The organism is Luxibacter massiliensis (genome assembly GCF_900604355.1).
In the GTDB taxonomy this organism is placed as follows: domain Bacteria; phylum Bacillota; class Clostridia; order Lachnospirales; family Lachnospiraceae; genus Luxibacter; species Luxibacter massiliensis.
Genome location: NZ_UWOE01000001.1, coordinates 3,385,902 through 3,412,335, shown reverse-complemented (window position 1 = coordinate 3,412,335; position 26,434 = coordinate 3,385,902). Strand labels below are relative to the sequence as shown.

The following is a 26,434-nucleotide window of genomic DNA, read 5'->3' as shown; positions in this document are numbered from 1 at the left end:
TCCAGACCTAAGCAAATTTTCTTACTCTCAGCTCAACCCCCAGGGAGTCTGCCAGACTTTGGCTTGCTTTAATTTCCTCTTTGGAAAGGACGTCAACGACCGACATTTTTACTTCTGGTATTTTGTCCCTGCATTTAGCCGTAAACTCAAGCATACCTTCAAAGGCATTCTCAAACTTAGGGCGGGTCACATTCAGATAGGAGTCCTTTTCAGGGGCATTTAAGCTGATTGACACAGAATCTACTACCTCTGCCAGCTCTGGGACAATATCCCTGCCATGGTATAAGTTCCCCAGTCCGTTTGTATTAACCCGGATTCTTACAGGATACCTCTCCTTAATGTACCGGGCAGACTTTATCAGGTTTTCAAGGGCGCAGGTAGGTTCCCCGTATCCGCAGTAAACTAGTTCCTTATATCCGCTAAAGTCAAATGCATCTATGGCTGACTTAATCTCCTCCAGATTTGGATCCTTTTTATGCCACAGAGTCTCTGCATCCCCAACACTGTCTTCATGGCTGCGGATGCAGAACCTGCACCGGCAGTCACATATATTTGTTATATTTGCATATACCTGATTTTTATATGTATATAATATATCTGCCATTTTAATCTCCCTTCTCAACATAATTATTGTCTTAAAATTAATTTCTGGACTATTTTCCTCGTTCATGCCTTTAGGGCAGCTATTTACACAAGTGCAGCATTTTCTGGGTCCGGTTCTTAATATGGCCTTTGTCCATAGCCGCTGAAAGGAACAAAAATATAACTGCACTTCCCCCTGACTGTATGGCGCTCCCCATAAGGGAAGCCAGAGGGGCGATAAAAGAACCAAATAAAATTCCCTCTGCCAAATAGTAGCCTGCTGCAGAAATCATTGCCGCTATGAAGGGTGCGGCAATATTCCTGGGCGCCAGTATTCTGCCCTCTTTGCTTGTGAATGGAAGGACAATTAACATTTTTATGATAATAGTTGCCGGTGCCCACATAGGCGCCGTCAAAAGATCTGCCATCCCTCCCCCTATTGCAGCGGCTGCCAGTGCATAAGGCCTGGGCAGAAAGACCGCCCCCATATATATCAATGCATCCCCAAAGTGAATGTATCCTCCATTGGCCCCATAGGGGATATGGCAGATAAAAGCTGTCATAAGGGTAATCATGGCGGCAAAAAGACCAGCAGCCGTTATCCTAGATGTTCTATTTTTCATTTTGTCACTCTCCTTATCTTGCAGATATGCGTTTTACTATGCAGCCTGCTTATACTGACCTTGCTGGGGCCAGCATCCCTAAATATTGTTCATAATTTATGCCATCATTGCGGGGGATCTGTTTCTCTGCTGAATCCGCCACAGCATAGCTGATGAATTTACCTGCCAGTTTCATGCTGTCTGCCGTCTGTTCCCCTCTGGCCATGCCTGCAGCTATTACGGAGGCGAACAGATCCCCGGTTCCAGAATAACTTCCCCCGATACTGGGGAATGCAGATAAAACAGAGCTGTTTTTGCTTACAGCCAGATTCCCCATTTTCTGGATATTATCTTTTTCATCCAGGAAGTGTATCCCTGTCACCACCACTGTCTTAGGCCCCAGGCTTAATATGTTCTCGGACATCTGTGTGATAATCTTCAGCAAATGCTGCTCTTTTGTCATTTGCTGGATCATCCGGTAATCTGTGCCTGTAAGCAGGCAGAGCTCTGTAAGGTTTGGAGTTATAACATCTGCTTTTTTAACAAGCTCTTTCATCAGGCTGCACAGCCTGTCAGTATACATGGAATACACTTTGCCATTATCCCCCAGCACCGGATCCACCAAGAGGAACGTATTCTTTTTATAAAAGGAATGCAGAAAACTAAAAATATTCTCTATCTGTTCTTCGCTGGCTACAAACCCAGTATAAATCCCGTCAAAAGAAACCCCCATTTTTTCCCATTCCCGCTGGATTAACTTCATTTTGTCTGTATAGTCATCGCAGTAATAACTGGCATATCCTGTCTGGGCGCTTAATATAGCCGTAGGCAGGGCGCAAGGCTGTACCCCCATAGCCGAAATTACAGATATCGCGGCAGTTAGGGAACAGCGGCCAAATCCTGATAAGTCATTAATGACAGCAATCTTTTTCGTCATACTATATCCCCATTTCCCTTGCTTCTTTTTATATCTGCCTGTCATCATAGCATATATGTGGCTGACTCTGAATGTCCAGTAATCATATTTTTAACCAGGCCAGTTTGGAGGCGCCAATGGGGATTATAGTGTCTGGCTGGGAGGGAGCATATTATATCGCTTTTTGCTGTATTTCTACAGGAAAATTTCATTTTCCAAATAAGGATGCGGCTGAAATTGCAATTAAGGAAGTTCAGGCATATATTATAAAATCAAGCAAAGAAATAAAAATATTTTAATAGTGGGAAAAGGGGATAGGATAAGGAAAACCGGCGTGGCAGAAGCCGCGCCGGTTTTCCTTCGGTTTGCGTTAAGGTATCCATTAAAGCGTATCATATCTCCTGATATATCCCGGATTGTCTCCAGGTGCGATGACTTCCTTCACATGGATCAGGCGCGCTCCCTTATCCACGACCTGATTCTCTACAATAACATTTTCTCCAACAACGGAGCCAGGGAGAAGCACGCTGTTTTTAACTACTGCCCCTTTCTTAATGACACATCCCCGCCCGATGACAGAATTATCTACAGTCCCCTCAATCAGGCAGCCGTTGGATACTACAGAGGTCCTTACATCGGCGGCTTCAAAATACTGGGTAGGGCAGGAATCATTGGTTCGTGTATAAATAGGCCACTCCTTATCAAACAGGCCCATGGCAGTTTTGTAATCTATGAGTGAAATGTTAGCATCATAATAACTTTTGAAATCCGTAATAGAAGCCAGGAACCCCCGGTGTGAAATTCCGCGGATGTCAAGCTCACTGCACTGGTTATTCACGATCTGGGCCAATGTATACATGGAGGAGAGTTTCCTTGCTTTATGTATGAGTTCAATAAACAGCTCCTTTTTCATAATATACGTATCCAGGAAAATATTTCTGCTTTTTGCCGTGCCCCGGTTCTTCTCAATAGAAAGAACACCCTTCTGGCGGTTCAGGTTTACGATGTCACAATTTACAAATTCTTCTTTGGCATTATCGGTAGACTGATATAAGAGTGTAATATCTGCTCCAGATTCAATATGGCTGGTGAGCAGTGTATCGAAATTTTCTGTATATACCATGTAATTGGGGGCGATTACTACATAAGGGTAATGCATCCGCTCGATACTCTCAATATTTTCCATAAATGAGGCAATATCTGTATTATAAATATCATTTTCTGAGCTGCTTTCTGAAAAGAGAATCTGCAGCTTGCCACGTTTTGAGTTAATATTATAATGGCGCCCGGTTCCCAGATGTTCCACAAGAGAGCGGGGTTTTTTGCGGAGATAGACTTGTATCTGGTCAATACCGCTGTTGCTCATATTGGAGATTGGGAAATCGATGACGCGGTACCTTCCTAGAAAAGAAAATGCCCCGATGGTTCTGTATGTCTGAAGTCCTTCCACCCAAATGTGGTTGCCGGAAGAGTTTACAATTCCAAAAGCGTTGTTCATATTATTCAGCCCCCTTTACACGTTTCGCAACAAGTTCTATATGCTCGCTGTCAGCGCTGCCCACTACTGCGTCTTTTCCAATCCTGACCCCGTCGGCCACCAGCGCCCGTGTGACAACTGCGCCTGCTTCTACTACGACTCCGGGCATTAGGACACTGTCAATAACCTTGGCGCCGGTATCCACGTCTGCGCCAGTGAAAAGGACGGAATTCCTGATTTCACCGTCAATTGCACAGCCCTGTGTTATGAATGCCCGCTTAATATTGGCATTGGGCCCTACATAATGGGGCAGAGATTTGGCATCCTCGGTATAGATCTTCCAGGTGGGGTCATTTAAGTCAAGCTCATTGTTCTTATCCAGCAGATCCATGTTTGCTTCCCACAGGGAGTCTATTGTCCCCACATCCTTCCAGTAGCCTTTGTATCTGTAAGCATACAGCCGCTTGTCGTCATTGAGAAGGGTGGGGATAATATCCTTGCCAAAATCATGGTTGGAATCAGGATCCTTCATGTCTGCCAGCAGCATCTTGCGCAGGAGCTTCCAGTCAAAAATATAAATTCCCATAGAAGCCAGGTTGCTTTTGGGCTGAGGGGGTTTTTCTTCAAATTCAATGATGCGCCCTGTATCATCCGTATTCATAATACCAAAACGGCTGGCCTCTTTAAAAGGAACTTCAAGGACTGCAATAGTGGCGTCAGCTTTACATTCTTTATGGTATGCAAGCATCTTTGCATAATTCATCTTGTAAATATGGTCTCCTGAAAGTATCAGTACGTACTCTGGGGAAAATGTATCAATGAAATCAATATTCTGGGATATAGCATCTGCCGTCCCGCGGTAAACATCCAGATTAGAATCTGCTTTTTCACGCGGCGGAAGGACATATACACCGCTATTTTGGGCATCCAGGCCCCAGCGGCGTCCTGCCGCGACATAACTGTTTAACAGTATGGATTCATACTGTGTCAGTACTCCGACCACATCAATGCCGCTGTTGGCACAGTTACTGAGGGGGAAATCTACAATGCGGTATTTTCCACCATATGAAACAGCCGGCTTTGCCACCTTGTTGGTCAGTTCATGAAGGCGTGATCCGCGGCCGCCAGCTAAAATCATTGCTAACATATTGTTTTGCTTCATAGTGTGTCCTCTCTTTCATATTGCTTGTACATATTGTACAATGATTCGCCAAAATTTACAATATTATTGTGTATAAAATCCATTTATAATCAAAGTTTTTTGTATATCGCTGAGTATATATGGAAATTTGATTTTTCTTGTTACACTTTTAAAAATAGGGTATAATCAATAAGTAGGACGATGGATGGCAGATAGTTATCTATTCAGATGATGGCTATCTGCCTTCGCCGGATGGAAAATTTCAAAGGAGGACTGGGTTTATGTTGAGAATCGGAATGCTGACAAGCGGCGGCGACTGCCAGGCGCTGAATGCGGCTATGCGTGGTGTTGTTAAAGGAATTTGCTCCAAACGCAGTGACGTAGAGATATATGGATTTAAGGATGGGTATAAAGGACTGATTTATGCTAATTTCGATATGCTTACATCCAAGGATTTTTCAGGGATACTGACTAGAGGAGGCACGATCCTGGGTACATCAAGGCAGCCATTTAAGCTGATGAGGGTACCAGACAAGGATGGCCTGGACAAGGTAGAAGCTATGAAGCATACATATCACAAGCTGAATTTAGACTGTCTTGTGATTCTGGGGGGCAACGGCACCCATAAGACTGCCAATATGCTCAGGGAAGAAGGACTTAATATTCTGACCCTGCCCAAGACCATTGACAATGACCTGTGGGGGACAGAGATGACTTTTGGATTCCAGAGTGCTGTAGACATTGCTACAGATACCATCGACAGGATCCATACAACAGCCACTTCCCACAGCCGGGTATTTATTATAGAGGTGATGGGGCATAAAGTGGGGCATGTTACACTCCATGCAGGGATAGCAGGGGGAGCGGATATTATCCTTTTGCCGGAGATCCCTTATGATATAGATATTATTACAGATATGATCCAGAAGCGGTCCGCGGCAGGCAAAGCTTTTACCATACTCGCTGTTGCCGAGGGAGCCATCTCAAAGGAAGACGCTGGACTTAAGAAGAAAGAATATAAAGAAAAGCTGGCGAAGCGGAAATATCCTTCTATTGCTTATGAACTGGCTGAGCAGATACAGCAGAAAACAGACAAGGAAGTCCGTATTACTGTTCCCGGGCATACGCAGAGAGGGGGATCCCCATGTGCATACGACCGCGTGTTTTCTACAAGAGTGGGGGCGGCTGCGGCAGAGCTGATTTTAAAGGGTGATTATGGATATATGATTGCTATGAGAAAGGGAGAGACAGTCAAGGTTCCTCTGCAGGATGTGGCAGGGAAGCTTAAGACAGTAGATCCCGGATGCAGCCTGATCAGGCAGGCCAAGATGATAGGCATCAGCTTTGGAGATGAAGTTCTTGAGTAGCGGGCAGTAACAGCAGGCAGAATGTGAATATGCAGCAGTACTGGGGATTTAAAGAATAGTATAGAATAAAAAGAATTAGAACAGAGGTGTGATTCATGTCGTATACGGCGCTTTACAGAAAGTTCCGCCCTGTGTCGTTTAAGGATGTAAAGGGGCAGGACCATATAATTACAACCCTGCAGAACCAGATTAAGGCAGACCGCATCGGACATGCCTACTTGTTCTGCGGAACACGGGGCACTGGCAAGACCACGGTGGCTAAAATATTTGCGAAAGCAGTAAATTGCCAGAACCCGGTGGATGGGAGTCCCTGCGGAGAGTGCGAGATGTGCAGGGCCATTGCGGCAGGAACATCTATGAATGTGATTGAAATTGATGCGGCTTCCAATAATGGTGTGGATAATATAAGAGAAATCCGGGAGGAGGTCGCGTACCGGCCTACAGAGGGGAAATACAAGGTCTACATTATTGATGAGGTACATATGCTTTCCATAGGTGCCTTCAATGCGCTCCTCAAGACATTGGAGGAACCCCCTGAGTATGTGATTTTTATTTTAGCCACGACTGAGGTACATAAGATACCAATTACCATTCTATCCCGGTGTCAGCACTATGATTTTAAAAGGATCAGTATTGAGACTATATCAGGCCGTTTAAAAGAATTGATGGATGCAGAGCAGGTAGAAGTTGAAGATAAGGCAATCAGATATGTGGCTAAGGCTGGCGATGGGTCCATGAGGGACGCGTTAAGCCTGCTTGACCAGTGCATTGCATTTTACCTTGGGCAGAGGCTGACTTATGACCATGTGCTGGAGGTACTTGGGGCTGTTGATACGGATGTATTCAGCCAGCTTTTGCGCAGTATTATTAAGCGGGATGTGCCAAAGGTGCTGGATATTGTGGAAGAACTTGTGATGCAGGGGAGGGAGCTTACTCAGCTAACAACAGATATTACCTGGTATCTGAGGAACTTGCTTCTGGTAAAGACATCTGATAATATAGAGGATGTTCTGGATGTATCTACCGAAAATATGATGCAGCTTAAAGAAGAGTCCGGGATGATCGAAACAGATATGCTGCTGCGCTATATACGGATTTTTTCGGAGCTGTCGGGTCAGCTTAAGTATGCTTCCCAGAAAAGGGTGCTGCTGGAGGTCGCCCTTATTAAACTGTGTACGCCGGCTATGGAGACCCGGGATGATACTCTGCTGGACCGTATCCGTGCAGTGGAAGAAAGGCTGGAGAATACGGATTTCGCGGCAATTCAGGAGAGGGCAGTCCATATAGCCAGTGAAGAGGACAGCGGCGGGAAAAAGGTGCAGGTGAAACCGCAGCTTCCCAGCGCAGTGCCGGAGGATGTACAGGAGGTTGTGAAAAATTTCAGGCCCATTGCAGACGGGGCGTCAGGCCTGCTTAAGACTTACCTGAAAAAGGCAAGGCTGAGCCTGGGTGGAGAGAACAGGCTGATGATAGTTATGCCAGAAGCCATGGAGGCAGAGCTGGTTGGCTCAGAGGAGCACCGCAGAGAGCTGGAAGAATTAATTGAGAATAGAATCGGCAAGAGGGTAGAAGTGGAGGTCCGCCATGTAGAGGAAGGCCGCCGCTTTGAAGATACATTTGTAGATATTGAAAAAAAGATTAATATGGAAATAACAGTGGAGGATTAGTTATGGCAAAAAGAGGAGGATTTCCCGGAGGCGGTATGCCCGGAAACATGGCAAACCTGATGAAGCAGGCACAGAAAATGCAGCGTCAGATGGAAGAACAGGCAAAAGAACTTGAGACAAAGGAATTTACGGCCACGGCGGGAGGCGGAGCAGTAGAAGTCACTATTTCCGGCAAGCGTGAAGTACTGAAGGTCAAGCTGGATGAAGAAGTGGTAGATCCCGAGGATATTGAGATGCTGGAGGATTTAATCGTGGCGGCTACAAATGAAGCGCTAAAGAAGGTGGATGAGGTATCAAACTCAGCGATGTCGAAGCTGACTGGCGGACTTGGAGGCGGCATGCCGGGAATGTTCTAAATATTCTGACAATGGTGGTCAAAAGGGACAGACCCCTTTGCAAAGGGGTCTGTCCCTTTTGAAATCCCAATTGATATTACAGGAGTGGAAGTTAAATGGACTATTATAGTAATCAAATCAGCAGACTGATAGAAGAATTTTCACATCTTCCGGGAATAGGGGCCAAGTCGGCCCAGAGGCTGGCATTCCATATTATTAATATGCCGAAGGAGCAGGTGGAAGGACTGGCCAAATCTTTGGTGGATGCCCGGAATCATGTCAGGTACTGTACACAGTGCTGTACATTGACGGACAGAGAAGTGTGCCCTATATGCAGCAATCCGGACCGGGATCAGAAGACAATTATGGTTGTGGAGACTCCCCGGGATCTGGCAGCGTACGAAAAGACAGGCAAGTATTATGGAGTATACCATGTACTGCACGGCGCCATCTCTCCCATGTTGGGAATCGGGCCAGGGGAGATACGGCTTAAGGAGCTGATGGAGCGGCTGCAGGGTGATGTGGATGAGGTAATCATCGCAACAAACTCCAGCCTGGAAGGGGAGACAACTGCCATGTATATCAGTAAATTGATTAAACCAGCCGGGATTAAGGTGAGCAGGATTGCCAGCGGCGTGCCGGTAGGGGGAGATTTGGAGTATATTGATGAAGTGACCCTTCTGCGGGCCCTGGAGGGCAGGACGGAGTTATAATGTAATACATAAATGATCCAGTTTGTAAAGGCAGTATAAATATAGGCAGGACAGGGTGCTGAAGGGGCTGCCCAAGGACAGAAAGTACATGGGAGTTTTTAAATAATGGGTATCGAGGTGGCATATGTATAAGAAGAAGGTAACATCCTCGGATGTGGCGCGCAGGGCCGGGGTATCCCAGGCAACCGTGTCTATGGTGCTTAATAAGAAGTATAATGTGTCATTTTCACGGGATGTGATTAAAAAGGTAGAAGATGCAGCGGCGGAGTTAGGGTATGAGCTTCCCAAACAGAGGAGGAGCAGGGGGAATAAAAAGGAAAAACTTTTAGTTGTTCTTTGCCCGAACCTTACAAATCCCTATTATGTCATGTTGCTGCAGGGGATTGAGTCCCGTGCGACTGAACAGGGATATGGCCTGTTTGTGTGCAATACACAGAGAAACCTGGAGTTAGAGGAACGTTATTTGAAAATCATCCCTTCCCTGAATCCCCAGGGAGTCATTTATACATGCAATCCAAGCCACTGTTTTATGCCAGTGGTGCAGGAACTTTCGGAAAAAATCCCATTTGCAGTCATAAATAACCAGAATGAAAAGCTGGATGTAGATGCTGTGGAGCTGGATAACTCAAAGCTGGGAAGGATAATGGCCAGGCATTTACTGGATCTGGGGCACAGGCATGTTGCGTATATTGCGCCCCCTTTGACTGTCAGGCAAAAGCAGAGGTCTAAGCGTGTTGAAGGGTTTCTGAAGGAATTTCAGGAAGCAGGGTTAGGCGAAAATGTGATTATCAAGGCTGCGGATGAAGAGATTGATAAGGATATTCCTGGAATTGATTCTGAATACAGGATAGGGTATGACCTTACTAAAGAATTGTTGGCGGAGGAACAGGGCCTGACTGCAATTGTGGGATTAAATGATATGATTGCATTCGGTATCTTGGAGGCTCTGCATGATGAAAAATATAGAGTTCCGGGGGACATGTCAGTGATGGGGTGTGATAATACATTATTTGCAAGAATGCATAAAATTTCTCTGACCACAATTGAACATTTTGTAATTTATAAAGGCCGGGATGCCTGCGATATTATTATGAAAAAAATCCATACCAGGAACAGGCAGTATTCGGAAATGGAGCCGGTTAGTATCTATCATGTGGAGTATGAACCTAGGATTGTCACAAGGGGGACTACATCTTATCCAAAGACCAGGAAAAAGAAAAATTAATGCTGTAGCTTAAATTATTAGTAATAATTTGAATGTGAAAATATAAGATGCATATATGGACTGTGTAAAACGATGGGAATGGTAAAAAAATAGAATCTAAATTTAGAAATATTTGAGGATATTTTACTAATAAAATTGAATTATTAATAGATGAAACGTATTAATAATATGGAGCAGTATTGACCGGTTTGGGCGCATTAGCTATAATTAATACTAGAGAAACCAAGGGATTTAAGTTCAAGGAGGAACGAACAATGAAATTTTTCATCGACACAGCAAAAGTGGAAGATATCAAGAAAGCGAATGACATGGGCGTTATCTGTGGAGTTACCACAAACCCATCATTAATTGCGAAAGAGGGACGTGTTTTCGAGGAAGTTATAGCGGAAATTGCCTCTATTGTTGACGGCCCTATCAGCGGCGAAGTGAAAGCTACTACAGTAGATGCAGAGGGCATGATTGCAGAGGGAAAGGAAATTGCCAAAATACATAAAAATATGGTAGTCAAAATTCCTATGACTACAGAAGGGTTAAAAGCCTGCAAGGCGTTAACAGCGGAAGGAATCAAAACAAACGTAACCCTAATCTTTACGGCAAATCAGGCACTTCTTGCAGCAAGGGCCGGCGCCACATACGTATCCCCATTCTTGGGCCGTTTGGATGATATATCTGTACGCGGGACAGACCTGATAGCAGAAATCGCACAGATTTTTGAGGTGGCCGGCATTGAGACCGAAATCATTGCCGCAAGTGTGCGTAACCCGATCCACGTGACAGACTGCGCTCTTGCAGGCGCTGATATCGCAACAGTACCATATAGCGTAATAGAGCAGATGACACATCACCCACTGACAGACGCTGGGATTGCTAAATTCCAGGCAGATTATAAGGCAGTGTTCGGAGAATAGTCAGAATAGCGTGACAATGGAGTGCAAAGGGGACAGTCCCTTTTGCAAAAGGGACAGACCCCTTTGAAATTCAAATTAGGAGGAATTCCAATGAATAAGTTAGAATTAATGAAAACTGCAAACGAAGTCCGCAAGGGAGTCGTGACAGCCGTTCATAGCGCAAAGTCAGGACATCCGGGAGGGTCATTGTCTGCAGCAGATATTTATACATATTTGTATTTTCAAGAAATGAATATTGACCCGAAAGATCCTAAGAAGGCGGATCGAGACAGATTTGTGTTATCTAAAGGGCATACGGCTCCGGGATTGTATTCTGCTCTGGCACACAGGGGGTATTTCCCAGTTGAAGACTTAAAAACTTTGCGTCATACAGGGTCTTATTTGCAGGGGCATCCCGATATGAAGCATATCCCTGGTGTAGATATGTCATCAGGGTCTCTTGGGCAGGGTGTTTCAGCCGCAGTGGGGATGGCAATTTCAGCTCAGATTTCCGGAGATGGCTACAGAGTCTATACCTTACTTGGGGATGGAGAAATTCAGGAAGGGCAGGTCTGGGAGGCTGCCATGCTGGCTGCCCACAGAAAACTGGATAATCTTGTATTTATTGTTGACAATAATAATTTACAGATAGACGGAGCAATAGATGAAGTTAATTCTCCATATCCGATTGATAAAAAGTTCGAGGCATTTAATTTTCATGTTATTAATATAAATGGAAATGATTTTGATGAAATTGATTCTGCTTTTAAAGAGGCAAGGACGGTTAAGGGGCAGCCAACTGCAATAATTGCGAAGACGATTAAGGGGAAGGGCGTTTCCTTTATGGAAAATCAGGCGTCCTGGCATGGAGCGGCCCCAAATGATGAGCAGTATGAAGCAGCAATGGCAGATTTAGAGAAAGCAGGTGAAGCATTATGTCAGAAGTAAAGAAAATCGCAACAAGAGAAAGCTATGGCAATGCTTTAGCTGAATTGGGAAAGGTACATGAAGATATTGTGGTGCTGGATGCCGACCTGGCAGCTGCTACAAAGACGGGAGTTTTTAAAAAAGCATTCCCAGAAAGATTTATTGACTGTGGTATTGCAGAGTGCAATATGGTAGGTGTAGCAGCCGGACTGGCGGCAGCCGGGAAAGTACCATTTGCGAGCTCTTTTGCAATGTTTGCAGCAGGGCGGGCATTTGAGCAGGTGAGAAATTCTGTGGGGTACCCAAAACTGAATGTAAAAATAGGTGCCACCCACGCGGGCATCTCTGTGGGCGAAGATGGCGCCACTCACCAATGTAATGAAGACATTGCTTTGATGAGGACAATTCCGGGCATGGTTGTGCTTAATCCATCCGATGATATCGAAGCAAAAGCAGCCGTACAGGCAGCATATGAACACGTAGGCCCTGTATATTTGCGGTTCGGGCGGCTGGCAGTTCCGGTAATCAATGATAAGCCAGATTATAGGTTTGAATTGGGCAAAGGAGTTGTGCTTAGAGAAGGCAAGGACGTGGCAATTATTGCCACAGGACTTCCAGTAGCAAATTGCCTTGAGGCTGCAGATAAACTGGCAAAAGATGGAATTGAGGCAAAAGTTATTAATATTCATACAATTAAGCCATTAGATGAGGAGCTTGTTATAGCTTCCGCAAAAGAGACGGGAAAGGTCGTTACAGTCGAGGAACATTCTGTTATCGGAGGTTTGGGAAGCGCAGTATGTGATGTACTTGCACAGCAGGCACCGACTAAAGTAATGAAAATCGGTATAAATGACACATACGGAGAGTCTGGACCGGCAGCAGAGTTGGTGAAGAAGTATGGGTTGGATGCAGAAAGTATTTACGAGAGAGTAAAAGGATTTTGCTAAATGTTCAAAGGGGACAGTCCCTTTTACAAAAGGGACTGTCCCCTTTGCTCTCCATTTTCAGAATTGTTTATCAATTTATTTTAATTCTAATTATCATTTTATCTTATGCTTGTTTCTAATGCACCGCAATATTTATCAGTAAGAGTAGCTATCCACCCTTGTTTTGTCTTCGGAAAATGAAAGAGTGTTACTGGCCACATGTGATTACGGATAATATCTTTTTCTATTTGGTTTAATTTAAAGAATTTACTTGCATTATGAAGGGCCCGCTTAGGATGTGTCATCCCATGAAAATGGTCGCCGGTTTTGGCCGCATGTGTATGCCAGTCATATAAGAATAAATCGTGCAGCATTCCCCCCCGTGCTGCGGAACGGGCATCCAAGTGAAGAAAACGGCTCCAGACGTAATTATAATATGCCACATGGAGGCAGTGCTGGTAACAGTTGGTGCGGCCATGATGCGGGTAAAGCTTCATACGTAGTACTACCGGGTGTTCGGCAATATCCCGGATACATTCATAGAAGTCCTCTCCCCAATCACGGCGTAAATTTTCTTTTTTATCAGAAGTTTCTTTCTGCAGATCCTTTAATAATTTATTTTGAAATTTCATAATAAGCACCTCGGATTCATAGTTCATCAATCCACATACTGGAGGACGAGATTGTATATTTGATGGTGTATTATATTGGCAGGGGCCTATCCATCCTGAGGATATCTGGCTCCTAAACTATAATAACATGGGACATAGGGAGATTCAAATTATTATAGTAAAATCAATAGAAATATGTTAATCTATTTTTACCTAGAAGGTGTTTGAAAATTCACTCAGCCAGATGTTCCTCTGAGGGCACAGGGACTGTGCGGTTAATTTAATTGGCCGTATACAGAGGGCGCTGCAAAATAGGGTGTATAGATTATGGGGATAAATCGTTCAATGCATTCTAGGTTATTTCTGCGCTATTTGGCCTTTGGGGCCATTGCTGTTTAGCAACAATTCTATTCCGAGTCGGAATAAACATTCCATAGTAAATTTTATTCTTGCGGGCAACGGGCCAAATGGACATGTTTACATGTCCATTTGCCGGCTGCCGCTAGGGTCAAATACCCCAATGCTGCATCGCTTTTAGTTTGATGTCCCAATGCTTGCATCGGAGGATTTGGCTACAATTATTTTAGACGAATCTTTAACGGAGTATTTGATAATCTGTATGTCCGGCCAGCTGCTCAACCAGTAATATTTCTGAGTAATTTTAAGCTGTAAAGGGATCTCGCGCTGCTCAAGGCTGGCTTGTACACTAAGGCGAAGGTTCAGGTGAATATAGCAGGCTGTCAAAGGTACTCTGCCAAAAGTGCAGTGAAAAAGTAGAGGAGGTACATATGCCCAGAACCCAAAGAAAAGAGAGCGGGACAGGTTTTTACCATGTGATCGCAAGAGGAAACAATAAAGAGGAGATTTTTAAGAAAAACAGTGATAAGCGGATCTTTATGAAAATATTAACGACGGGAATCAAGGATTATCCAGTTACAGTATATGCCCATTGTATTATGAGCAACCATGTACATTTGATGCTGGAAACCCAGTTTGAAATCTTACCCAGATTTATGCAGCGTATAAATTCGACATTTGCCGGGATCTATAATGGTAAATACGACAGATGCGGGCACGTCTTTCAGGGCCGTTATTACAGTGACTGTATAGAAACAGAAGAATATTATTGGTGCTGTCTGCGTTATATCCATAATAATCCAGTCAAAATACACTTGGCCGCAAGGCCGTATAATTATGAATTTAGCAGTGCCCGGGAGTATTATGAGGGTACCTCAAAACTACTGGGGAAAGATGCCTATAAGACCTTAAAAACCAGGTTTCAGACTTCAGAAGAATTTTGGGCATTCCATAGGCTGTTTGAAGAAAAATCATTCCTGGATACCGTTGAAGATGAGCGGATTCATAACTATGAACGTGTTAAGAATCTAGTGGAAAGATACATGTTCGAAAATCAAATCGAGGAGGTTAAGACATTGTTGATAGTAGGAGATAAAAAAAGAGAATTTTTGGAACAATGCAGAAAAGCAACGGGACTCTCTGGACGAAAAATTGAGAATATTCTGAAAACGGATTGCAAAAGGGTCAGTCCCCATTGCAAAAGGGACTGACCCCTTTTGTCGAACGCACCTGACATCAACCGATAAATTCAGCCTTTTCGTTATGCTATGCTTTAGAAAAATTTTATTCAGAGGTGAGTGCAATGGAAAGACAGATTCCTAAAAATGTGCGTCAAATCGGGAACGTCAGTGACAGCCCGAAGATTTATGTAGAAGATTATGTAGATACATTTTTCGCCCAGTTGTGCGAAAAAGCGGGAGAGGAACCAATTGGTGCGTTTCTGGTAGGAGATATACAAAAAACAAAGGATGAGGAGTATGTGTACATATATGGTGCCATTCAGATGCATGACCTAAAAATGTCAGGCAATGAGTATGTGATTGCAGAGGAGACATGGAAAAAGGCATATGAGGACTGCAAGCAGTTCTTTGAGGAAGGGGAAATGCTGGGTTGGTTTGTGGCTCATGCCGGGGCGGCCCTGACTCCAGAGGGGAGTATGGTCAAACTCCATAAGAAATCCTTTCCTAAGAAAAATACAGTTCTGGTGATGAAGGATCCTGTGGAGAAGGACGAGGTATATTTTGTACATAAGCTCAACGACCTGATGGAGATAGGCGGCCATTATACGTATTACGAGAAGAATCCCTGTATGCAGAATTATATGATTTCTTCAAGAAAGAAAAATGGGGTGAGTCCCTCGGAAACTGTTGAGGATAGAGCTACGAAGGATTTTCGTAGTCTGGTTAGAACCCGGGAGGAACAACAGCAGCAGCAAAAAAGGAGCAGCCGTCTGATGTACGCAGTGAGTGCGTGCCTTGTGCTGATTATCATAATAATGGGGGTTACTACGCTGAATAACTTTGATAAAATGAAGTCTGTGCAGACTGCCCTAAATAATATTTCCTCCTCTGCGTCCGGGGATGCGCAAGCGGTGGAGGCCAGGGAGACCAGCGGCAATGTGACTGCAGTGGGGGGAGAATCGCCAGGTGATACAGACGGCAGCCAGCAGGCGAGTGATGGACAGGCCCTGGCTGCAGAAGCAGACGACAATTCCACGAATAATGGAGAAGGGAGCAGTAAGGATGGAAGTTTGGCGGAGGATGATTCAGAAGAAACTGTGCAAATTAAATCGGGTACAAATGGAAGCGACGGTGTTTATGTTGTAGAAGAAGGGGACACTCTGGCCATAATAAGTAAGAAGATGTACGGAGATGTGGGCCATGTGGAGTCTATATGCAAAATGAACGGCCTGTCCGATGGAAATCTGATTTACGTTGGACAGAAATTGCTATTACCATAAAATAATGTTATAATCGTGAAATAAGATGAAGAGAGATAAGTTGATAAAGTAATAAGGGGATAAAAATGGCTAAAAAGAAAAATCCACATATAAGGCTTGCCTACGTATCAGATGTTGAGAATCTGAAGGCCCGGGCAATGAAGCGCAGACGGAGCAGGCGGAGACGGTGGATAATAGCGGCGGTCCTTATCCTTATGATCCTGAGCGGGACCTATTTATTGATTAAAAACCAATCCTATACAAATATACATGAGGCGGCTGCCTATACTGAAGAAACCTCAGACAGCAACAGCTATGCCCAGTTTGCAAACAATATTGTACGTTACAGCCGTGACGGCGTGGTGCTGTTAAACCGAAAGAATGAAGAACTTTGGATTCAGCCGTGCCAGATGCGCAATCCTTTCATTGATGTTAAGGAAGACACCTTTGCAGTGGCGGATATTGAGGGAAATTCCATTCTGGTATTCACTGAGGAAGGCCTGAAGGGGGAGATGGAGACGACGCTCCCAATTGAAAAGATGTCAGTCTCCAACCAGGGCATAGTCAGTGTTATATTAAAGAATGAGAATTCCCCCATGATTGTATCTTATGATGCTACAGGTAATATTCTGGTGGAGCATCAGGTGACTGTTAATAGTACCGGCTACCCTCTAGCCCTTGATATGTCTGAGGATGGCATGTCGCTGGGAGTGACCTACCTGTCCATTAAGGATGGGACAGTAAAGTCCAGAGTCGCATTTTATAATTTTGGTGAGGCCGGAAAGGCACACACAGATAATGAGGTGGGGATGGAGGAGTATGACGGGGCGGTAATCCCGGAGATATTTTATATGGATGACAGCACGGCGGTAGCGGTGGGGGACAGCTCCTTTATCATTTATGAGGGGAAGGACTCACCTAAAAAGGCAAAGGAAATACAGCTGAAACAGGATATCAAAAGTGTGTTCCATTCGGACAAATATATAGGCTTCGTACTCTTGAATAAGAATAAATCAGGTTATGAGGCACGCTTGTACAATAAATCAGGCAAACAGGTTATGAATAAAGAATTTACCGGGGAATATGGGAATATAAAGATGGTAAATGACGAGATTATTATGTACGATGGATCAAAGTGCTGTATTATTACTGCAAACGGCGTCCTCCGATTTAAAGGGGACTTGAAGTCTGATGCGTTAGAAGTAATTCCCACATGGGGAATTAACAGATACCTTGTGATGAGCGCAAATGAATTAAGAGTAATTTATTTGGCGAAGTAGGAGAAAAGATGAAAAATTGGTTATTGATAATTGTTGGGGTTATATTTTTGGTTAGTATTATAGTGGGATATGTGAGGGGGTTTTTCAGGATAGGCCTCTCATTGCTGTCTACAGTGCTGACGATTGTTCTTATGATCGTGCTGAATCCCTTGGTAGCGCAGGCGCTGACTAAATATACCCCTATTGATGAGATGATAGAGGAGAAGTGTATTGAGGCATTTATGCCGGAGATTTCCACAGAATCCCTTGCAGGCCTGGACTTGGGGGATACGCCCCTTGCAGGCTTGAACGCAGATCAGCTGGCAGATATAAACAGTCTGGACTGGGACAGGCTGGGTATCACGGGACGGGATATTCTGAAAGTCATGGGGGAGATTCCCCGGGATACACAGATAAAGGAAATTGAAGAGTCATCGCTGCCGGTATTCTTAAAGGAAGTCATACTGGAGAATAATAATTCGGAAATATATAAGGAGCTTAATGTTTCCAGTTTTCCCGAATATGTTGCATCATATATATCACGGATGGTGGTCAAAATACTTTCATTCCTGGTGACTTTTTTGCTTGCAGTTATTATTGTAAAAGCATTGATGGCAGCAGTGGATATTATAGGAGAGCTGCCAGCAATTGGTTTTTTGAATCATTTTGGGGGAGGGGTCATAGGGGCGGTAACTGCTCTTTTATTGGTATGGCTGGGGTTCTTGGTGCTTACCATTCTGTACTCGGGTACAGTGGGTAAGGCATGTTTTGAAATGATAGAGAGCAGCCGGATCCTGACATTTTTATATGACAAAAATATTCTGCTTCAGATGCTTCTGAAGTTTTAGATAGATGCGGCTGTTTTACTAATGCAGTTTGGGGTGTGAAATTTCGATTTCTCGGCTGCAGCGTGTATATGGCAGTTAATGTATATTGGCTGTGCTGGATTTTGACGGGGATGGTACGGAGCGTGGCGCCGCACCATCCCCCATATTCATTATTCACTATATGTCCAGCGGATATAGCCTGCTTTAAGGGTTCATAGCCGTCAGTTTTATGGACGGCATATATTTATTCCCGGGAGCAGCGAGCCAAGCGGACATGTTTACATGTCCATTTGGCGGCTGCCGCCAGGGTCTAATACCCCGATGCCTGCATTGCTGCTAGTTTGATGCCCGTATGCTTGCGTCGGGGTCTTTGACTAGTTCCCGTACACAAAAGGCGTCTCTTCAAATCCGATTATAATGGACATGTTTTTCTCTTCCAGCTTCTTTTTTATTTTTTCATTGCTGCATTTATCGGAAACAGCAATTATGGCCATACAATGTGAGGAATCATTTGCTAACTTATGGGCGTCAATTACTGGTATCCCCAATATATTCTCCGGATTTCCGGCAGGCTCTGTCACAAGTACTGCGGATACAGGTATCTCATATTTTAACAATAACCTGATAGTGGCTAAGCCGTAAATCCCTGCGCCATATACGTACAAATGTTCTGGGGGGGGGGGTACTCCTTATTTTTTCTATAAACGGCTGTTTAATTAACCATAAACTGTTCATAATGGTATGCCATCCTTGGATGCTGCTCTCTGCCTCAATTCCGGATTCCGATGTTGTGTCATGAAATTCATAGTCTATTAGCTTTAGATTTTTACTAATAATACGATCTCTTACAATCATATTATCAATGTTCTCATTATTCCTTATATTAATAAAAGTAAAGGCTGTTTTATCATATAATGCCCCGAATTTTTTCAAAAATTCTTCAAGAACTTCAAAGCCATCGCTCCATGTACCTATTAGGGCTACTTTTTTGGCCTCCCTAATTAGATTGCTGGTTCTGTGGTAGCGTTCCTTCATTTTAGAATAAAATTTATCCCTTTGTTCCTGTAAAGGCAGTCCTGTTGAAAAGTGATGTACTGATACAATTTGATTTTGCGTATCCTCAATCCAACGATGGCCTTCCTTTTTCAAGAGCTTATTATTTTCCTTAATCTCTGTGCATTCCTGGAAAAAGTCTTCAAATGACGTCCGGAATAAGTACTCAACAGTTTCTAAACGATATCCCATCATCCAATCCAGAGGGGATGATGTAGTTCTAAGTCCATATCTCCTTAAATACAGGGCGGGTCTGCAATGTGAACCCACTGACATAAAAAAATCGTATTTGCCTTTTGTAATATCGTAATCCATGTGCTCCTCCTAGGTGAAGTATGTTCTGACAGTGTTAAACTCTAAAGCGTATATATCACGATCCCCTGGGTAGTTTGTTTAAGCCTCCAGAATTTGTCCCTGTACAACATAAATTATATTATTTTTAATTATAGCTTGTTATATTGCAGATGTAAATTGGATGATTCTTATATATTTTTTGCGTATTGCTGGTATCATACAAGAAAAGCCATCAATGGAAACCTTTGATGACTTTCTTTATTCTCCGATCATTCTTATAAATAATAGAAAAGCAATACAGCAGCAAGCAATATATAAACGGATAATTGATATTACCAGAATAGCCGCACTGATTTTTTGATCACATACCAAAACCAAAAAATTGCAGCCAACAGCGGCAGTATAAGTATAATTACCAGCCGGTCGGGCATGGCCAAAATAAAGTTGCTCAATAGATTCAGGCCCCCGAACAAAAAACTGATGGCGGAGAATGCCAAAAGCCTTGGGAGCATAAATCTTATATATCCTTCGGTATCTTTACAGTGGCCCGTATCTATATTAACGGGTATAAGCAGAAGATTTTTATGGATTCTTCTGCGTGTGTACATAAAATAGCAGGAATAAAAGCAATAAAAACTGCCGGCCCATAGCAGGCCGTCAAATATTGTCAGAAGATCTATATTCCCCATAATTTGTGTTTCCTTTCTTATATACAACCCAACTCTTTTTATCATTTTTCCCAGGACTTCCAAAATGAAACAGGAGATCTTACAAAACAATTCCTGAATTTACCAAATATTAAATACAATATATATCCTCCACAGGCAAATGTCATTCATTGTCCAGCAAAGCGATTTTTATCTGCTGTCTTGCGTCGTCAAACTGCTGTTTTAGCAGGCTTGTGGCCATCTCCAAATCTTCTTGTGTAAATGCCGCCAAAATATCGCCATGCTGCTGGGCCAGCGTAGGTAATTCCTCATGGTAAGTCTCCACCCTGGCCAGGGAATATAAATCCCAAAATGCAGTGAGAAGCTGTTCGAGAAGAATATTTTTGGTGCTGGAAAAAAGTATCCGGTGAAATTCTCTGTCATTGGAGGCAAAGGTTTTTCCTGCCGCCGACTTTTCTTTCATAGCATTGACCTCTGCCTGGAGGAGCTGAAGCTGCTTGATATCAATGTAGCGCATAGCAGTGCTTAAGGAATTAATTTCCAGCATACATCTGATATCTAGGAGGTTTAATAATAGGGCGGGTTTTGCCTCAATAAGAATAGACCAGGTGTCGACCAGGGGGGCGCTGAAATTCGGTGGTGTTATATAGCGGCCGCTGCCCTGTACAGTGTGGATAATCCCATTGGACTCATATATGCTCAGTACTTCCCTGAGTGAAGAGCGGCTGACATTAAATTGTGCCATCATTTCCTTTTCTGTAGGGAGTTTCTGATCTGTCTCCATCCTCTCTGCAATTAAAATACCTACCTTTTCTTTTAACGTTTTTTCTTTCTTGATAGTTGCCGCAGTATTCTCTGGCATTTTACATTTCTCCTTTTATAAAAGTTTTTAATCCATCAAACTCTCCCAGTCTTTATATAGCGACATGATAACGAAGAAGATAATTTGAATGAAAATTAATAGTAACTTAAGACGCTCATATGGAAATGTTAATATATGTCTGACCAATTGTCAACTAAAAAAGAGAGAAATGCAGTAAAAGTCAATTGTGTGACTAATATTTTCTTTTAAAATTATAATATAAAAAAGCAAAATGTCCATATAAAAAGTGTAAAAAACAATAAATTTATTAAAAACTACCAAAAGAAAGGGCGAAAATATGTGAAATAATCCGAGATATAAGGGATTGACAAATATGTATGACATATAATACGATTATATAAAATAAAATCAGAACAATATTTAAAATTGGTCTAATGCAAACGGTCTGATTTAAAAAAAAGTAGAACAAAAACAACTATTGTAAGGAGGAAGAGCAATGAAAGGTAAGGTCTTAAAAAGATTGGCAGGGTTACTTCTGGGAGCATGTATGGTAGTTTCACTGGCAGCCTGCGGGCAGGGAGGAACCAGTTCTGAGGGTGAGACAAAAGGGGAGGGTTCTGGAGGAGATGATAAAATTAAAATCGGATTCTCTATGAAAACAGTACAGGAGGAAAGATGGCAGAGGGAGCTGGAGAATGCAGAGAAATGGGCAGAGGAGGCGGGAGTAGAACTGATTGTCCAAGTTGCGAATAATGATTCTAATACCCAGATTTCACAGATTGAAAATCTGACTACACAGGGAATTGATGTTTTGATGGTTGTTCCGGTCGATGGCAATGCCCTGAAGAATACGCTTAATTCTGTCCATGGCCAGGGTATTAAAATTATGGGATATGACCAGGAAATAACAGCGTGGAATGATGCCATGGTAGGGTACGACTCTTATGAGGTTGGCCGCCAGATTGCCAGCCATGTGGCTTCTCTGAAAGAACCTGGGAATTATGTGTTCCTTTATGGTGATGCGGCGGCCGGTGAGGCAGTGGAAAACATGATAGAAGGATTCCATGATGAATTTGGGGATTTCTTTGACCAGGACGGAAACGAGATTGTGATGGAGCAGTATTGTAAAGAGTGGGCCGCTTCAGAGGCTATGGCTTATGTAGAGAATGCATTGTCTGTGACGGATAATAATATTACAGGCGTTATCTGTATGAATGATGGGATCGCATCAGGGGCAATACAGGCCCTGGATGCCCAGAACCTGACAGCATATGTGACAGGGCAGGATGCAGAGCTGACAGCCCTCAAACGTATTATGGAAGGAAAACAGACGTCTACCTTATATAAAGATACAGTGGTTCTCTCCAAGGCGGCCATTGATACTGCTGTGAAGCTGGCAAAAGGTGAGGAGATAGAGGCAGAAAAGAATGTGACCTGGGGAGAAAATACAGACGCGCCATGGGTAACAGTAGATGCCACAGTTGTGACTAAGGATAATATGCAGGAAATAATTATTGACGCAGGCGTGTATACAGAAGAGGAAATTAATGCCGCTGAAACCGAATAAATCTTTCAGGAGACGTAAAGTCTCCTGAAATTTTTAAGGGACTGTTTGGGGGGCAGATGTAAACCCTCAATACATGCCTTGGGGCAGATACCAGAGGCGGCAGAAGGGAGGAATGATGTTGGAAGACTACATTTTACAGATGGAACACATCACAAAGACCTTTCCAGGTGTAAAGGCTTTAGATGATGTGAACTTTAATGTAAGGCGGGGTGAGATACACTCACTGGTAGGCGAAAATGGAGCGGGAAAATCTACATTGATGAAGGTACTTAGCGGAGTTTACCCCAAAGGATCCTATACCGGGAAAATGCTTATCAACGGTGAGGAACAGATATTTTCTGGAATTAAAGACAGCGAAAAAGCGGGAGTTGCCATTATCTACCAGGAGCTTGGGCTGGTACGGTCTATGAATGTATGTGAGAATGTTTTTCTTGGGAGTGAGAAGAAAAAAGGGGGATTTATTGACTGGGACTACGAGTATAAAAAGACGAAGGAGCTGCTTGGGGAGGTTCAGTTAGATGTAAAACCAGATGAAAAGGTGGGACTTTTAGGGACAGGAAAACAGCAGCTTATTGAGATTGCAAAGGCGCTGAGTAAAGATGTAAAAATTTTGATTTTGGATGAACCTACTTCTTCGCTGACGGAAAAAGATACAGACAATCTCCTGGAACTTCTTTTAACACTCAAGAAAAGGGGGATTACCTGTATTTATATATCCCACAAGCTGAATGAAGTTTTTAGAATATCGGATTCCATCACAATTTTGCGTGATGGAAAGACCATCGCCACCAAACCGGCGGCAGACATGGATGTGCAGGAAATTATTGCCAGTATGGTAGGCCGGGAGCTGACAAACCGTTTTCCAAAGAAGGAGCATAAAGCGGGTGAGGCCATACTGGAGGTAAGAGACTGGACAGTTGAGAACCCGGAAAATCCAGATAAGCCTATTCTGGACCATATTAATTTCCAGGTACGAAAAGGTGAGATTCTTGGAGTTGCAGGACTTATGGGGGCTGGGAGGACGGAACTGGCAATGAGTATTTTCGGGGCTTTGGAGGAAAAGGCTTCCGGGCAGCTCTTCCTGGAGGGAAAAGAGATTAAGAAAATGAAGCATCCAGGGGATGCGATCAGACAAGGGATTGGATATCTGTCTGAGGACAGAAAGAGGTATGGGCTTATCTTAGATGCCGATATCCGTACAAATACCACTCTCGCAAGCCTTAATAAGCTCCTAAAAGGCGGTGTGATTGATACAAACCTGGAGTTTAAGCGGACAAAAGAGTATATCGAGAAGCTGGGTACGAAAACCCCGTCCATGTTTCAGCTTGCCCGAAATCTAAGCGGAGGGAACCAGCAGAAGGTGGTGATTGCAAAGGCCCTTCTGGCAGAACCCAAAGTACTGATTGTGGATGAGCCTACCAGAGGGATTGATGTGGGGGCCAAATATGAAATTTACCAATTGATGAATGAATTGGTCGACCAAGGCATCAGTATTGTTATGATTTCTTCTGAGCTTCCAGAGATTATTGGAATGAGTGACAGGATTTATATTATGTATGAGGGGAAAATCCGCGGGGAATTAACTGCCGGGACAGATGAGATAACCCAGGAAAATATTTTGTTTTACGCAGCGGGAGGGATAAAAGATAATGTCAAATAGTAGTGAAAATAGCACGGCGAAAAAAATAAGTTACATACTGACAAATAATTTTGATAAGGTTTCTCTGTTTGCAGAAATGATTATTATATTTGTCACATTCCAGATTGTGACAGACGGCCTGTTCCTGACCACAAGGAATATGTCTAATCTGTTGATGCAGGGTGCCACCTGCTCTATTATCGCAGTTACAATGATGCTGGTGATTGTTTCCCAGAATGCAGACCTCTCAGCCGGAAGCGCTTTAGGCTTTATTGGCTGTTTTGCGGCGGCTATGCAGGTACAGCAGAACGTAAATACACCCCTCACAATCCTGGCGGTGCTGGCAGTGGGTGTTGTGATTGGGTTATGGCATGGATTTTGGATTGGGTATAAGAAGCTGCCCGCATTTATTGTTACTTATGCCAGCCAACTTATTTTTAAGGGAGGCACACTCTTAATAGGGGATGGCATGTCTATAGGGCCTGTATCTGACAGTTTCTCTGTATTTGGAAATGGATATCTGCCGAAAGCATTTTTAAAGGAAGCTTCATTTAATGACTTAAGCCTGTTTATTACCATCCTCATTATGGCTATTTATCTTGTGGCAGCATTCAGGGGAAGGATGAAGAGTAAAAAGACAGGGACGGCAGCCGGGTCAGATACGATGTTTGCCCTAAAGACTGTGTTTATTACAGCAGTTATATTTGTGGTATGCTCCATCATGGTTTTTCAGCAGGGATTCTCATATGCAGTAATTATTCTGGCAATTCTGGGCCTTTTGTTTGCCTTTATTGTCAAGTACACACCCTTTGGGCGCTATGTATTTGCAGTGGGTGGGAATGCAGAGGCCGCGAAACTGTCCGGTATCAGTGTGGAAAAGACTGTAATGATGATCTATATATTCCACAGTGTTGTTACAGCTATCGCTTCTATTGTTTTTCTGGGCCGTGTAGGGCAGGCAACGGCTTCCGCAGGCACATCTTTTGAGTTCATCGCCATTACAGGCTGCGTGGTAGGAGGGACCAGTATCCTGGGAGGCAGAGGGAATGTCCTGGGAGCCATTATAGGGACTATGATTATGACTGGGTTAGATAATGGCATGAGCCTTTTAAATTTGGGGGCAACTTGGCAGTATATTGTAAAAGGACTTGTACTGATGCTGGCTATAGCTCTGGATGTTATGAGCAAGAGGGGAAAAGCAAATTGATGGAGGAACTGTCGTGAAATATGGATTACATTACATTTACTGGCAGAAGGATCTAAAATGTACCAGTTATGTACCCTATGTGGAGAAGGTGAAAAGCCTGGGATTTGACCTGCTGGAACTGGGAGACTATTTGATTTTACGAATGCCCCCCGGAGAAGTGGAGGCCTTGGCGGCGGCCTCCCGCGAACAGCATATAGAGTTGTCGCTGGGCCTGGATCCACCCGGAGATTGTGCTCTGACAGATGAGTCAGAAAGTGTAAGAAGAAAAGGGATTGCGTTTTATTCCCACGTTTTTCCCAGGCTTGAGAAGCTGGGAATACGTACGCTGGGCGGGAATCTTTTAAATGCGGCTCCCAGGGCCCCGCTGAACCAATATTTGGAAAAGGAGTGGGAACATGGAATTGCCTCTGTCCAAAAAATTGGACAGGCGGCCAGGGAATATGGCATATCGCTCAATATAGAAATATGCAACCGGTTTGAAGGCCATATCCTAAATACGGCGGCACAGGGAGTTGAGTTTGTGAAAGCAGTGGATATGCCCAATGTAAAGATACTGCTGGATACCTTCCACATGAATATTGAGGAAGATAGTTTTTACAAGGCATTCCTAACAGCGGGGAACTATCTGGGCCATGTCCATCTGGGAGAAAACCACAGAAGGCTTCCTGGAAAAGGGCACCTGCCATGGAATGAAATCAGAGATGGACTAAAGGCTATCAGTTACCAGGGGGGGATGGTCATGGAACCCCTTGTAAATGCCGGTGATGAACTGGGAGACTGCTGTAGGATCTGGCGTGACATGACAGATAAAGCCAGCGCCCAGGAGATGGAGGCCTCCGCCAAAAAGGCAGTAGGATTTATTCAATACTTGTTTGAATAGGGAACTCTGTGGGACGCCTCTGCGCCTATAAAACTTCAAGGTTC

At 43.7% G+C, this 26,434-nt stretch carries 27 protein-coding genes; 17 read left to right on the top strand and 10 right to left on the bottom strand.

Features of this window, described 5'->3' with window-relative positions; genetic code table 11:
* Positions 1-7: 7 nt before the first annotated feature.
* The 3 genes from EFA47_RS15970 to EFA47_RS15960 form a co-directional block, all read right to left on the bottom strand.
* Entirely contained in the window at positions 8-604 is a 597-nt protein-coding gene (locus tag EFA47_RS15970; protein WP_122644149.1) for a TIGR04100 family radical SAM protein, read from the bottom strand.
* A gap of 79 nt (positions 605-683) precedes the next feature.
* Positions 684-1,205 carry a TIGR04002 family protein gene (locus EFA47_RS15965; protein ID WP_122644148.1) on the bottom strand — a complete coding sequence of 174 codons (522 nt, stop codon included), beginning with the start codon at positions 1,203-1,205 and terminating at the stop codon, positions 684-686.
* Positions 1,206-1,254: 49 nt separating this feature from the next.
* Positions 1,255-2,121 (bottom strand): pyridoxamine kinase, encoded by an 867-nt coding sequence (locus EFA47_RS15960; protein ID WP_122644147.1) that lies wholly within the window; start codon positions 2,119-2,121, stop codon positions 1,255-1,257.
* 116 nt (positions 2,122-2,237) lie between these two features.
* On the opposite strand from EFA47_RS15960, the gene EFA47_RS20205 reads away from it, so the two are divergent.
* Entirely contained in the window at positions 2,238-2,399 is a 162-nt protein-coding gene (locus EFA47_RS20205) for a macro domain-containing protein (protein WP_330512215.1), read from the top strand.
* 83 nt (positions 2,400-2,482) lie between these two features.
* On the opposite strand, the gene glgD is transcribed toward EFA47_RS20205, so the two are convergent.
* A complete protein-coding gene (glgD, locus tag EFA47_RS15950; RefSeq protein WP_122644145.1) occupies positions 2,483-3,598 on the bottom strand; it encodes a glucose-1-phosphate adenylyltransferase subunit GlgD in 1,116 nt (371 codons plus the stop codon).
* Between the two features lies 1 nt (position 3,599).
* A complete protein-coding gene (locus EFA47_RS15945) occupies positions 3,600-4,739 on the bottom strand; it encodes a glucose-1-phosphate adenylyltransferase (RefSeq protein ID WP_122644144.1) in 1,140 nt (379 codons plus the stop codon).
* 260 nt (positions 4,740-4,999) lie between these two features.
* On the opposite strand from EFA47_RS15945, the gene EFA47_RS15940 reads away from it, so the two are divergent.
* From EFA47_RS15940 to EFA47_RS15905, 8 genes are all read left to right on the top strand, one after another.
* A complete protein-coding gene (locus EFA47_RS15940) occupies positions 5,000-6,085 on the top strand; it encodes a 6-phosphofructokinase (protein WP_122644143.1) in 1,086 nt (361 codons plus the stop codon).
* A gap of 95 nt (positions 6,086-6,180) precedes the next feature.
* Positions 6,181-7,752, top strand: coding sequence for a DNA polymerase III subunit gamma/tau (gene dnaX / locus EFA47_RS15935; RefSeq protein WP_122644142.1), 1,572 nt, complete (start codon positions 6,181-6,183; stop codon positions 7,750-7,752).
* A 2-nt stretch (positions 7,753-7,754) separates the two neighbouring features.
* Complete coding sequence (locus tag EFA47_RS15930; protein ID WP_122644141.1) at positions 7,755-8,108, top strand: YbaB/EbfC family nucleoid-associated protein; 354 nt, start codon at positions 7,755-7,757, stop codon at positions 8,106-8,108.
* A gap of 95 nt (positions 8,109-8,203) precedes the next feature.
* A complete protein-coding gene (gene recR / locus EFA47_RS15925) occupies positions 8,204-8,800 on the top strand; it encodes a recombination mediator RecR (RefSeq protein ID WP_122644140.1) in 597 nt (198 codons plus the stop codon).
* A 124-nt stretch (positions 8,801-8,924) separates the two neighbouring features.
* Positions 8,925-10,025, top strand: coding sequence for a LacI family DNA-binding transcriptional regulator (locus tag EFA47_RS15920; RefSeq protein ID WP_122644139.1), 1,101 nt, complete (start codon positions 8,925-8,927; stop codon positions 10,023-10,025).
* Between the two features lie 254 nt (positions 10,026-10,279).
* Positions 10,280-10,933, top strand: a complete 654-nt coding sequence (gene fsa / locus EFA47_RS15915; RefSeq protein ID WP_122644138.1) for a fructose-6-phosphate aldolase — start codon at positions 10,280-10,282, stop codon at positions 10,931-10,933.
* Positions 10,934-11,023: 90 nt separating this feature from the next.
* On the top strand, positions 11,024-11,860 hold the full coding sequence (locus EFA47_RS15910; RefSeq protein ID WP_122644137.1) for a transketolase: 837 nt from the start codon (positions 11,024-11,026) through the stop codon (positions 11,858-11,860).
* Entirely contained in the window at positions 11,848-12,786 is a 939-nt protein-coding gene (locus EFA47_RS15905; protein ID WP_122644136.1) for a transketolase family protein, read from the top strand. Before EFA47_RS15910 ends, EFA47_RS15905 begins: the two co-directional genes overlap by 13 nt.
* A gap of 98 nt (positions 12,787-12,884) precedes the next feature.
* Here the strand turns inward: EFA47_RS15905 and EFA47_RS15900 are convergent, their stop codons facing one another.
* Entirely contained in the window at positions 12,885-13,397 is a 513-nt protein-coding gene (locus EFA47_RS15900) for an HD domain-containing protein (protein WP_122644578.1), read from the bottom strand.
* Positions 13,398-14,164: 767 nt separating this feature from the next.
* Between EFA47_RS15900 and EFA47_RS15895 the strand changes: the two genes are divergently transcribed.
* The 4 genes from EFA47_RS15895 to EFA47_RS15880 all read left to right on the top strand — a co-directional run bounded on the left by EFA47_RS15895 (position 14,165) and on the right by EFA47_RS15880 (position 18,280).
* A complete protein-coding gene (locus EFA47_RS15895) occupies positions 14,165-14,944 on the top strand; it encodes a transposase (RefSeq protein ID WP_122644135.1) in 780 nt (259 codons plus the stop codon).
* Between the two features lie 92 nt (positions 14,945-15,036).
* A complete protein-coding gene (locus EFA47_RS15890) occupies positions 15,037-16,194 on the top strand; it encodes a LysM peptidoglycan-binding domain-containing protein (protein WP_122644134.1) in 1,158 nt (385 codons plus the stop codon).
* Positions 16,195-16,259: 65 nt separating this feature from the next.
* The gene (locus EFA47_RS15885; RefSeq protein ID WP_122644133.1) at positions 16,260-17,453 is read left to right on the top strand and encodes a DUF5711 family protein; all 1,194 of its coding nucleotides are present in this window, start codon (positions 16,260-16,262) and stop codon (positions 17,451-17,453) included.
* Between the two features lie 8 nt (positions 17,454-17,461).
* A complete protein-coding gene (locus EFA47_RS15880) occupies positions 17,462-18,280 on the top strand; it encodes a CvpA family protein (RefSeq protein WP_122644132.1) in 819 nt (272 codons plus the stop codon).
* Positions 18,281-18,633: 353 nt separating this feature from the next.
* Here the strand turns inward: EFA47_RS15880 and EFA47_RS15875 are convergent, their stop codons facing one another.
* The 4 genes from EFA47_RS15875 to EFA47_RS15860 all read right to left on the bottom strand — a co-directional run bounded on the left by EFA47_RS15875 (position 18,634) and on the right by EFA47_RS15860 (position 21,136).
* Positions 18,634-18,807, bottom strand: coding sequence for a hypothetical protein (locus EFA47_RS15875; RefSeq protein ID WP_164690036.1), 174 nt, complete (start codon positions 18,805-18,807; stop codon positions 18,634-18,636).
* A 55-nt stretch (positions 18,808-18,862) separates the two neighbouring features.
* Positions 18,863-19,627 (bottom strand): DUF1796 family putative cysteine peptidase, encoded by a 765-nt coding sequence (locus EFA47_RS15870; RefSeq protein WP_122644130.1) that lies wholly within the window; start codon positions 19,625-19,627, stop codon positions 18,863-18,865.
* 311 nt (positions 19,628-19,938) lie between these two features.
* Positions 19,939-20,295 (bottom strand): hypothetical protein, encoded by a 357-nt coding sequence (locus tag EFA47_RS15865; RefSeq protein WP_164690035.1) that lies wholly within the window; start codon positions 20,293-20,295, stop codon positions 19,939-19,941.
* Positions 20,296-20,437: 142 nt separating this feature from the next.
* Positions 20,438-21,136 (bottom strand): FadR/GntR family transcriptional regulator, encoded by a 699-nt coding sequence (locus tag EFA47_RS15860; protein WP_122644128.1) that lies wholly within the window; start codon positions 21,134-21,136, stop codon positions 20,438-20,440.
* Between the two features lie 457 nt (positions 21,137-21,593).
* Between EFA47_RS15860 and EFA47_RS15855 the strand changes: the two genes are divergently transcribed.
* The 4 genes from EFA47_RS15855 to EFA47_RS15840 all read left to right on the top strand — a co-directional run bounded on the left by EFA47_RS15855 (position 21,594) and on the right by EFA47_RS15840 (position 26,390).
* Entirely contained in the window at positions 21,594-22,664 is a 1,071-nt protein-coding gene (locus EFA47_RS15855; protein ID WP_122644127.1) for a substrate-binding domain-containing protein, read from the top strand.
* A gap of 118 nt (positions 22,665-22,782) precedes the next feature.
* A complete protein-coding gene (locus EFA47_RS15850) occupies positions 22,783-24,324 on the top strand; it encodes a xylose ABC transporter ATP-binding protein (RefSeq protein ID WP_122644577.1) in 1,542 nt (513 codons plus the stop codon).
* On the top strand, positions 24,314-25,510 hold the full coding sequence (locus EFA47_RS15845; protein ID WP_122644126.1) for a sugar ABC transporter permease: 1,197 nt from the start codon (positions 24,314-24,316) through the stop codon (positions 25,508-25,510). Before EFA47_RS15850 ends, EFA47_RS15845 begins: the two co-directional genes overlap by 11 nt.
* Positions 25,511-25,523: 13 nt before the next feature.
* Positions 25,524-26,390: a D-psicose 3-epimerase gene (locus EFA47_RS15840; protein WP_164690034.1), complete on the top strand. Its 867-nt coding sequence runs from the start codon at positions 25,524-25,526 to the stop codon at positions 26,388-26,390.
* Positions 26,391-26,434 lie beyond the last annotated feature (44 nt).

Bases quoted from the DNA above. Each gene is read 5' to 3' on its own strand.
- EFA47_RS15970 (WP_122644149.1), bottom strand. From the start codon at position 604: ATGGCAGATATATTATATACATATAAAAATCAGGTATATGCAAATATA.
- EFA47_RS15965 (WP_122644148.1), bottom strand. From the start codon at position 1,205: ATGAAAAATAGAACATCTAGGATAACGGCTGCTGGTCTTTTTGCCGCC.
- EFA47_RS15960 (WP_122644147.1), bottom strand. From the start codon at position 2,121: ATGACGAAAAAGATTGCTGTCATTAATGACTTATCAGGATTTGGCCGC.
- EFA47_RS20205 (WP_330512215.1), top strand. From the start codon at position 2,238: ATGGGGATTATAGTGTCTGGCTGGGAGGGAGCATATTATATCGCTTTT.
- glgD (WP_122644145.1), bottom strand. From the start codon at position 3,598: ATGAACAACGCTTTTGGAATTGTAAACTCTTCCGGCAACCACATTTGG.
- EFA47_RS15945 (WP_122644144.1), bottom strand. From the start codon at position 4,739: ATGAAGCAAAACAATATGTTAGCAATGATTTTAGCTGGCGGCCGCGGA.
- EFA47_RS15940 (WP_122644143.1), top strand. From the start codon at position 5,000: ATGTTGAGAATCGGAATGCTGACAAGCGGCGGCGACTGCCAGGCGCTG.
- dnaX (WP_122644142.1), top strand. From the start codon at position 6,181: ATGTCGTATACGGCGCTTTACAGAAAGTTCCGCCCTGTGTCGTTTAAG.
- EFA47_RS15930 (WP_122644141.1), top strand. From the start codon at position 7,755: ATGGCAAAAAGAGGAGGATTTCCCGGAGGCGGTATGCCCGGAAACATG.
- recR (WP_122644140.1), top strand. From the start codon at position 8,204: ATGGACTATTATAGTAATCAAATCAGCAGACTGATAGAAGAATTTTCA.
- EFA47_RS15920 (WP_122644139.1), top strand. From the start codon at position 8,925: ATGTATAAGAAGAAGGTAACATCCTCGGATGTGGCGCGCAGGGCCGGG.
- fsa (WP_122644138.1), top strand. From the start codon at position 10,280: ATGAAATTTTTCATCGACACAGCAAAAGTGGAAGATATCAAGAAAGCG.
- EFA47_RS15910 (WP_122644137.1), top strand. From the start codon at position 11,024: ATGAATAAGTTAGAATTAATGAAAACTGCAAACGAAGTCCGCAAGGGA.
- EFA47_RS15905 (WP_122644136.1), top strand. From the start codon at position 11,848: ATGTCAGAAGTAAAGAAAATCGCAACAAGAGAAAGCTATGGCAATGCT.
- EFA47_RS15900 (WP_122644578.1), bottom strand. From the start codon at position 13,397: ATGAAATTTCAAAATAAATTATTAAAGGATCTGCAGAAAGAAACTTCT.
- EFA47_RS15895 (WP_122644135.1), top strand. From the start codon at position 14,165: ATGCCCAGAACCCAAAGAAAAGAGAGCGGGACAGGTTTTTACCATGTG.
- EFA47_RS15890 (WP_122644134.1), top strand. From the start codon at position 15,037: ATGGAAAGACAGATTCCTAAAAATGTGCGTCAAATCGGGAACGTCAGT.
- EFA47_RS15885 (WP_122644133.1), top strand. From the start codon at position 16,260: ATGGCTAAAAAGAAAAATCCACATATAAGGCTTGCCTACGTATCAGAT.
- EFA47_RS15880 (WP_122644132.1), top strand. From the start codon at position 17,462: ATGAAAAATTGGTTATTGATAATTGTTGGGGTTATATTTTTGGTTAGT.
- EFA47_RS15870 (WP_122644130.1), bottom strand. From the start codon at position 19,627: ATGGATTACGATATTACAAAAGGCAAATACGATTTTTTTATGTCAGTG.
- EFA47_RS15865 (WP_164690035.1), bottom strand. From the start codon at position 20,295: ATGGGGAATATAGATCTTCTGACAATATTTGACGGCCTGCTATGGGCC.
- EFA47_RS15860 (WP_122644128.1), bottom strand. From the start codon at position 21,136: ATGCCAGAGAATACTGCGGCAACTATCAAGAAAGAAAAAACGTTAAAA.
- EFA47_RS15855 (WP_122644127.1), top strand. From the start codon at position 21,594: ATGAAAGGTAAGGTCTTAAAAAGATTGGCAGGGTTACTTCTGGGAGCA.
- EFA47_RS15845 (WP_122644126.1), top strand. From the start codon at position 24,314: ATGTCAAATAGTAGTGAAAATAGCACGGCGAAAAAAATAAGTTACATA.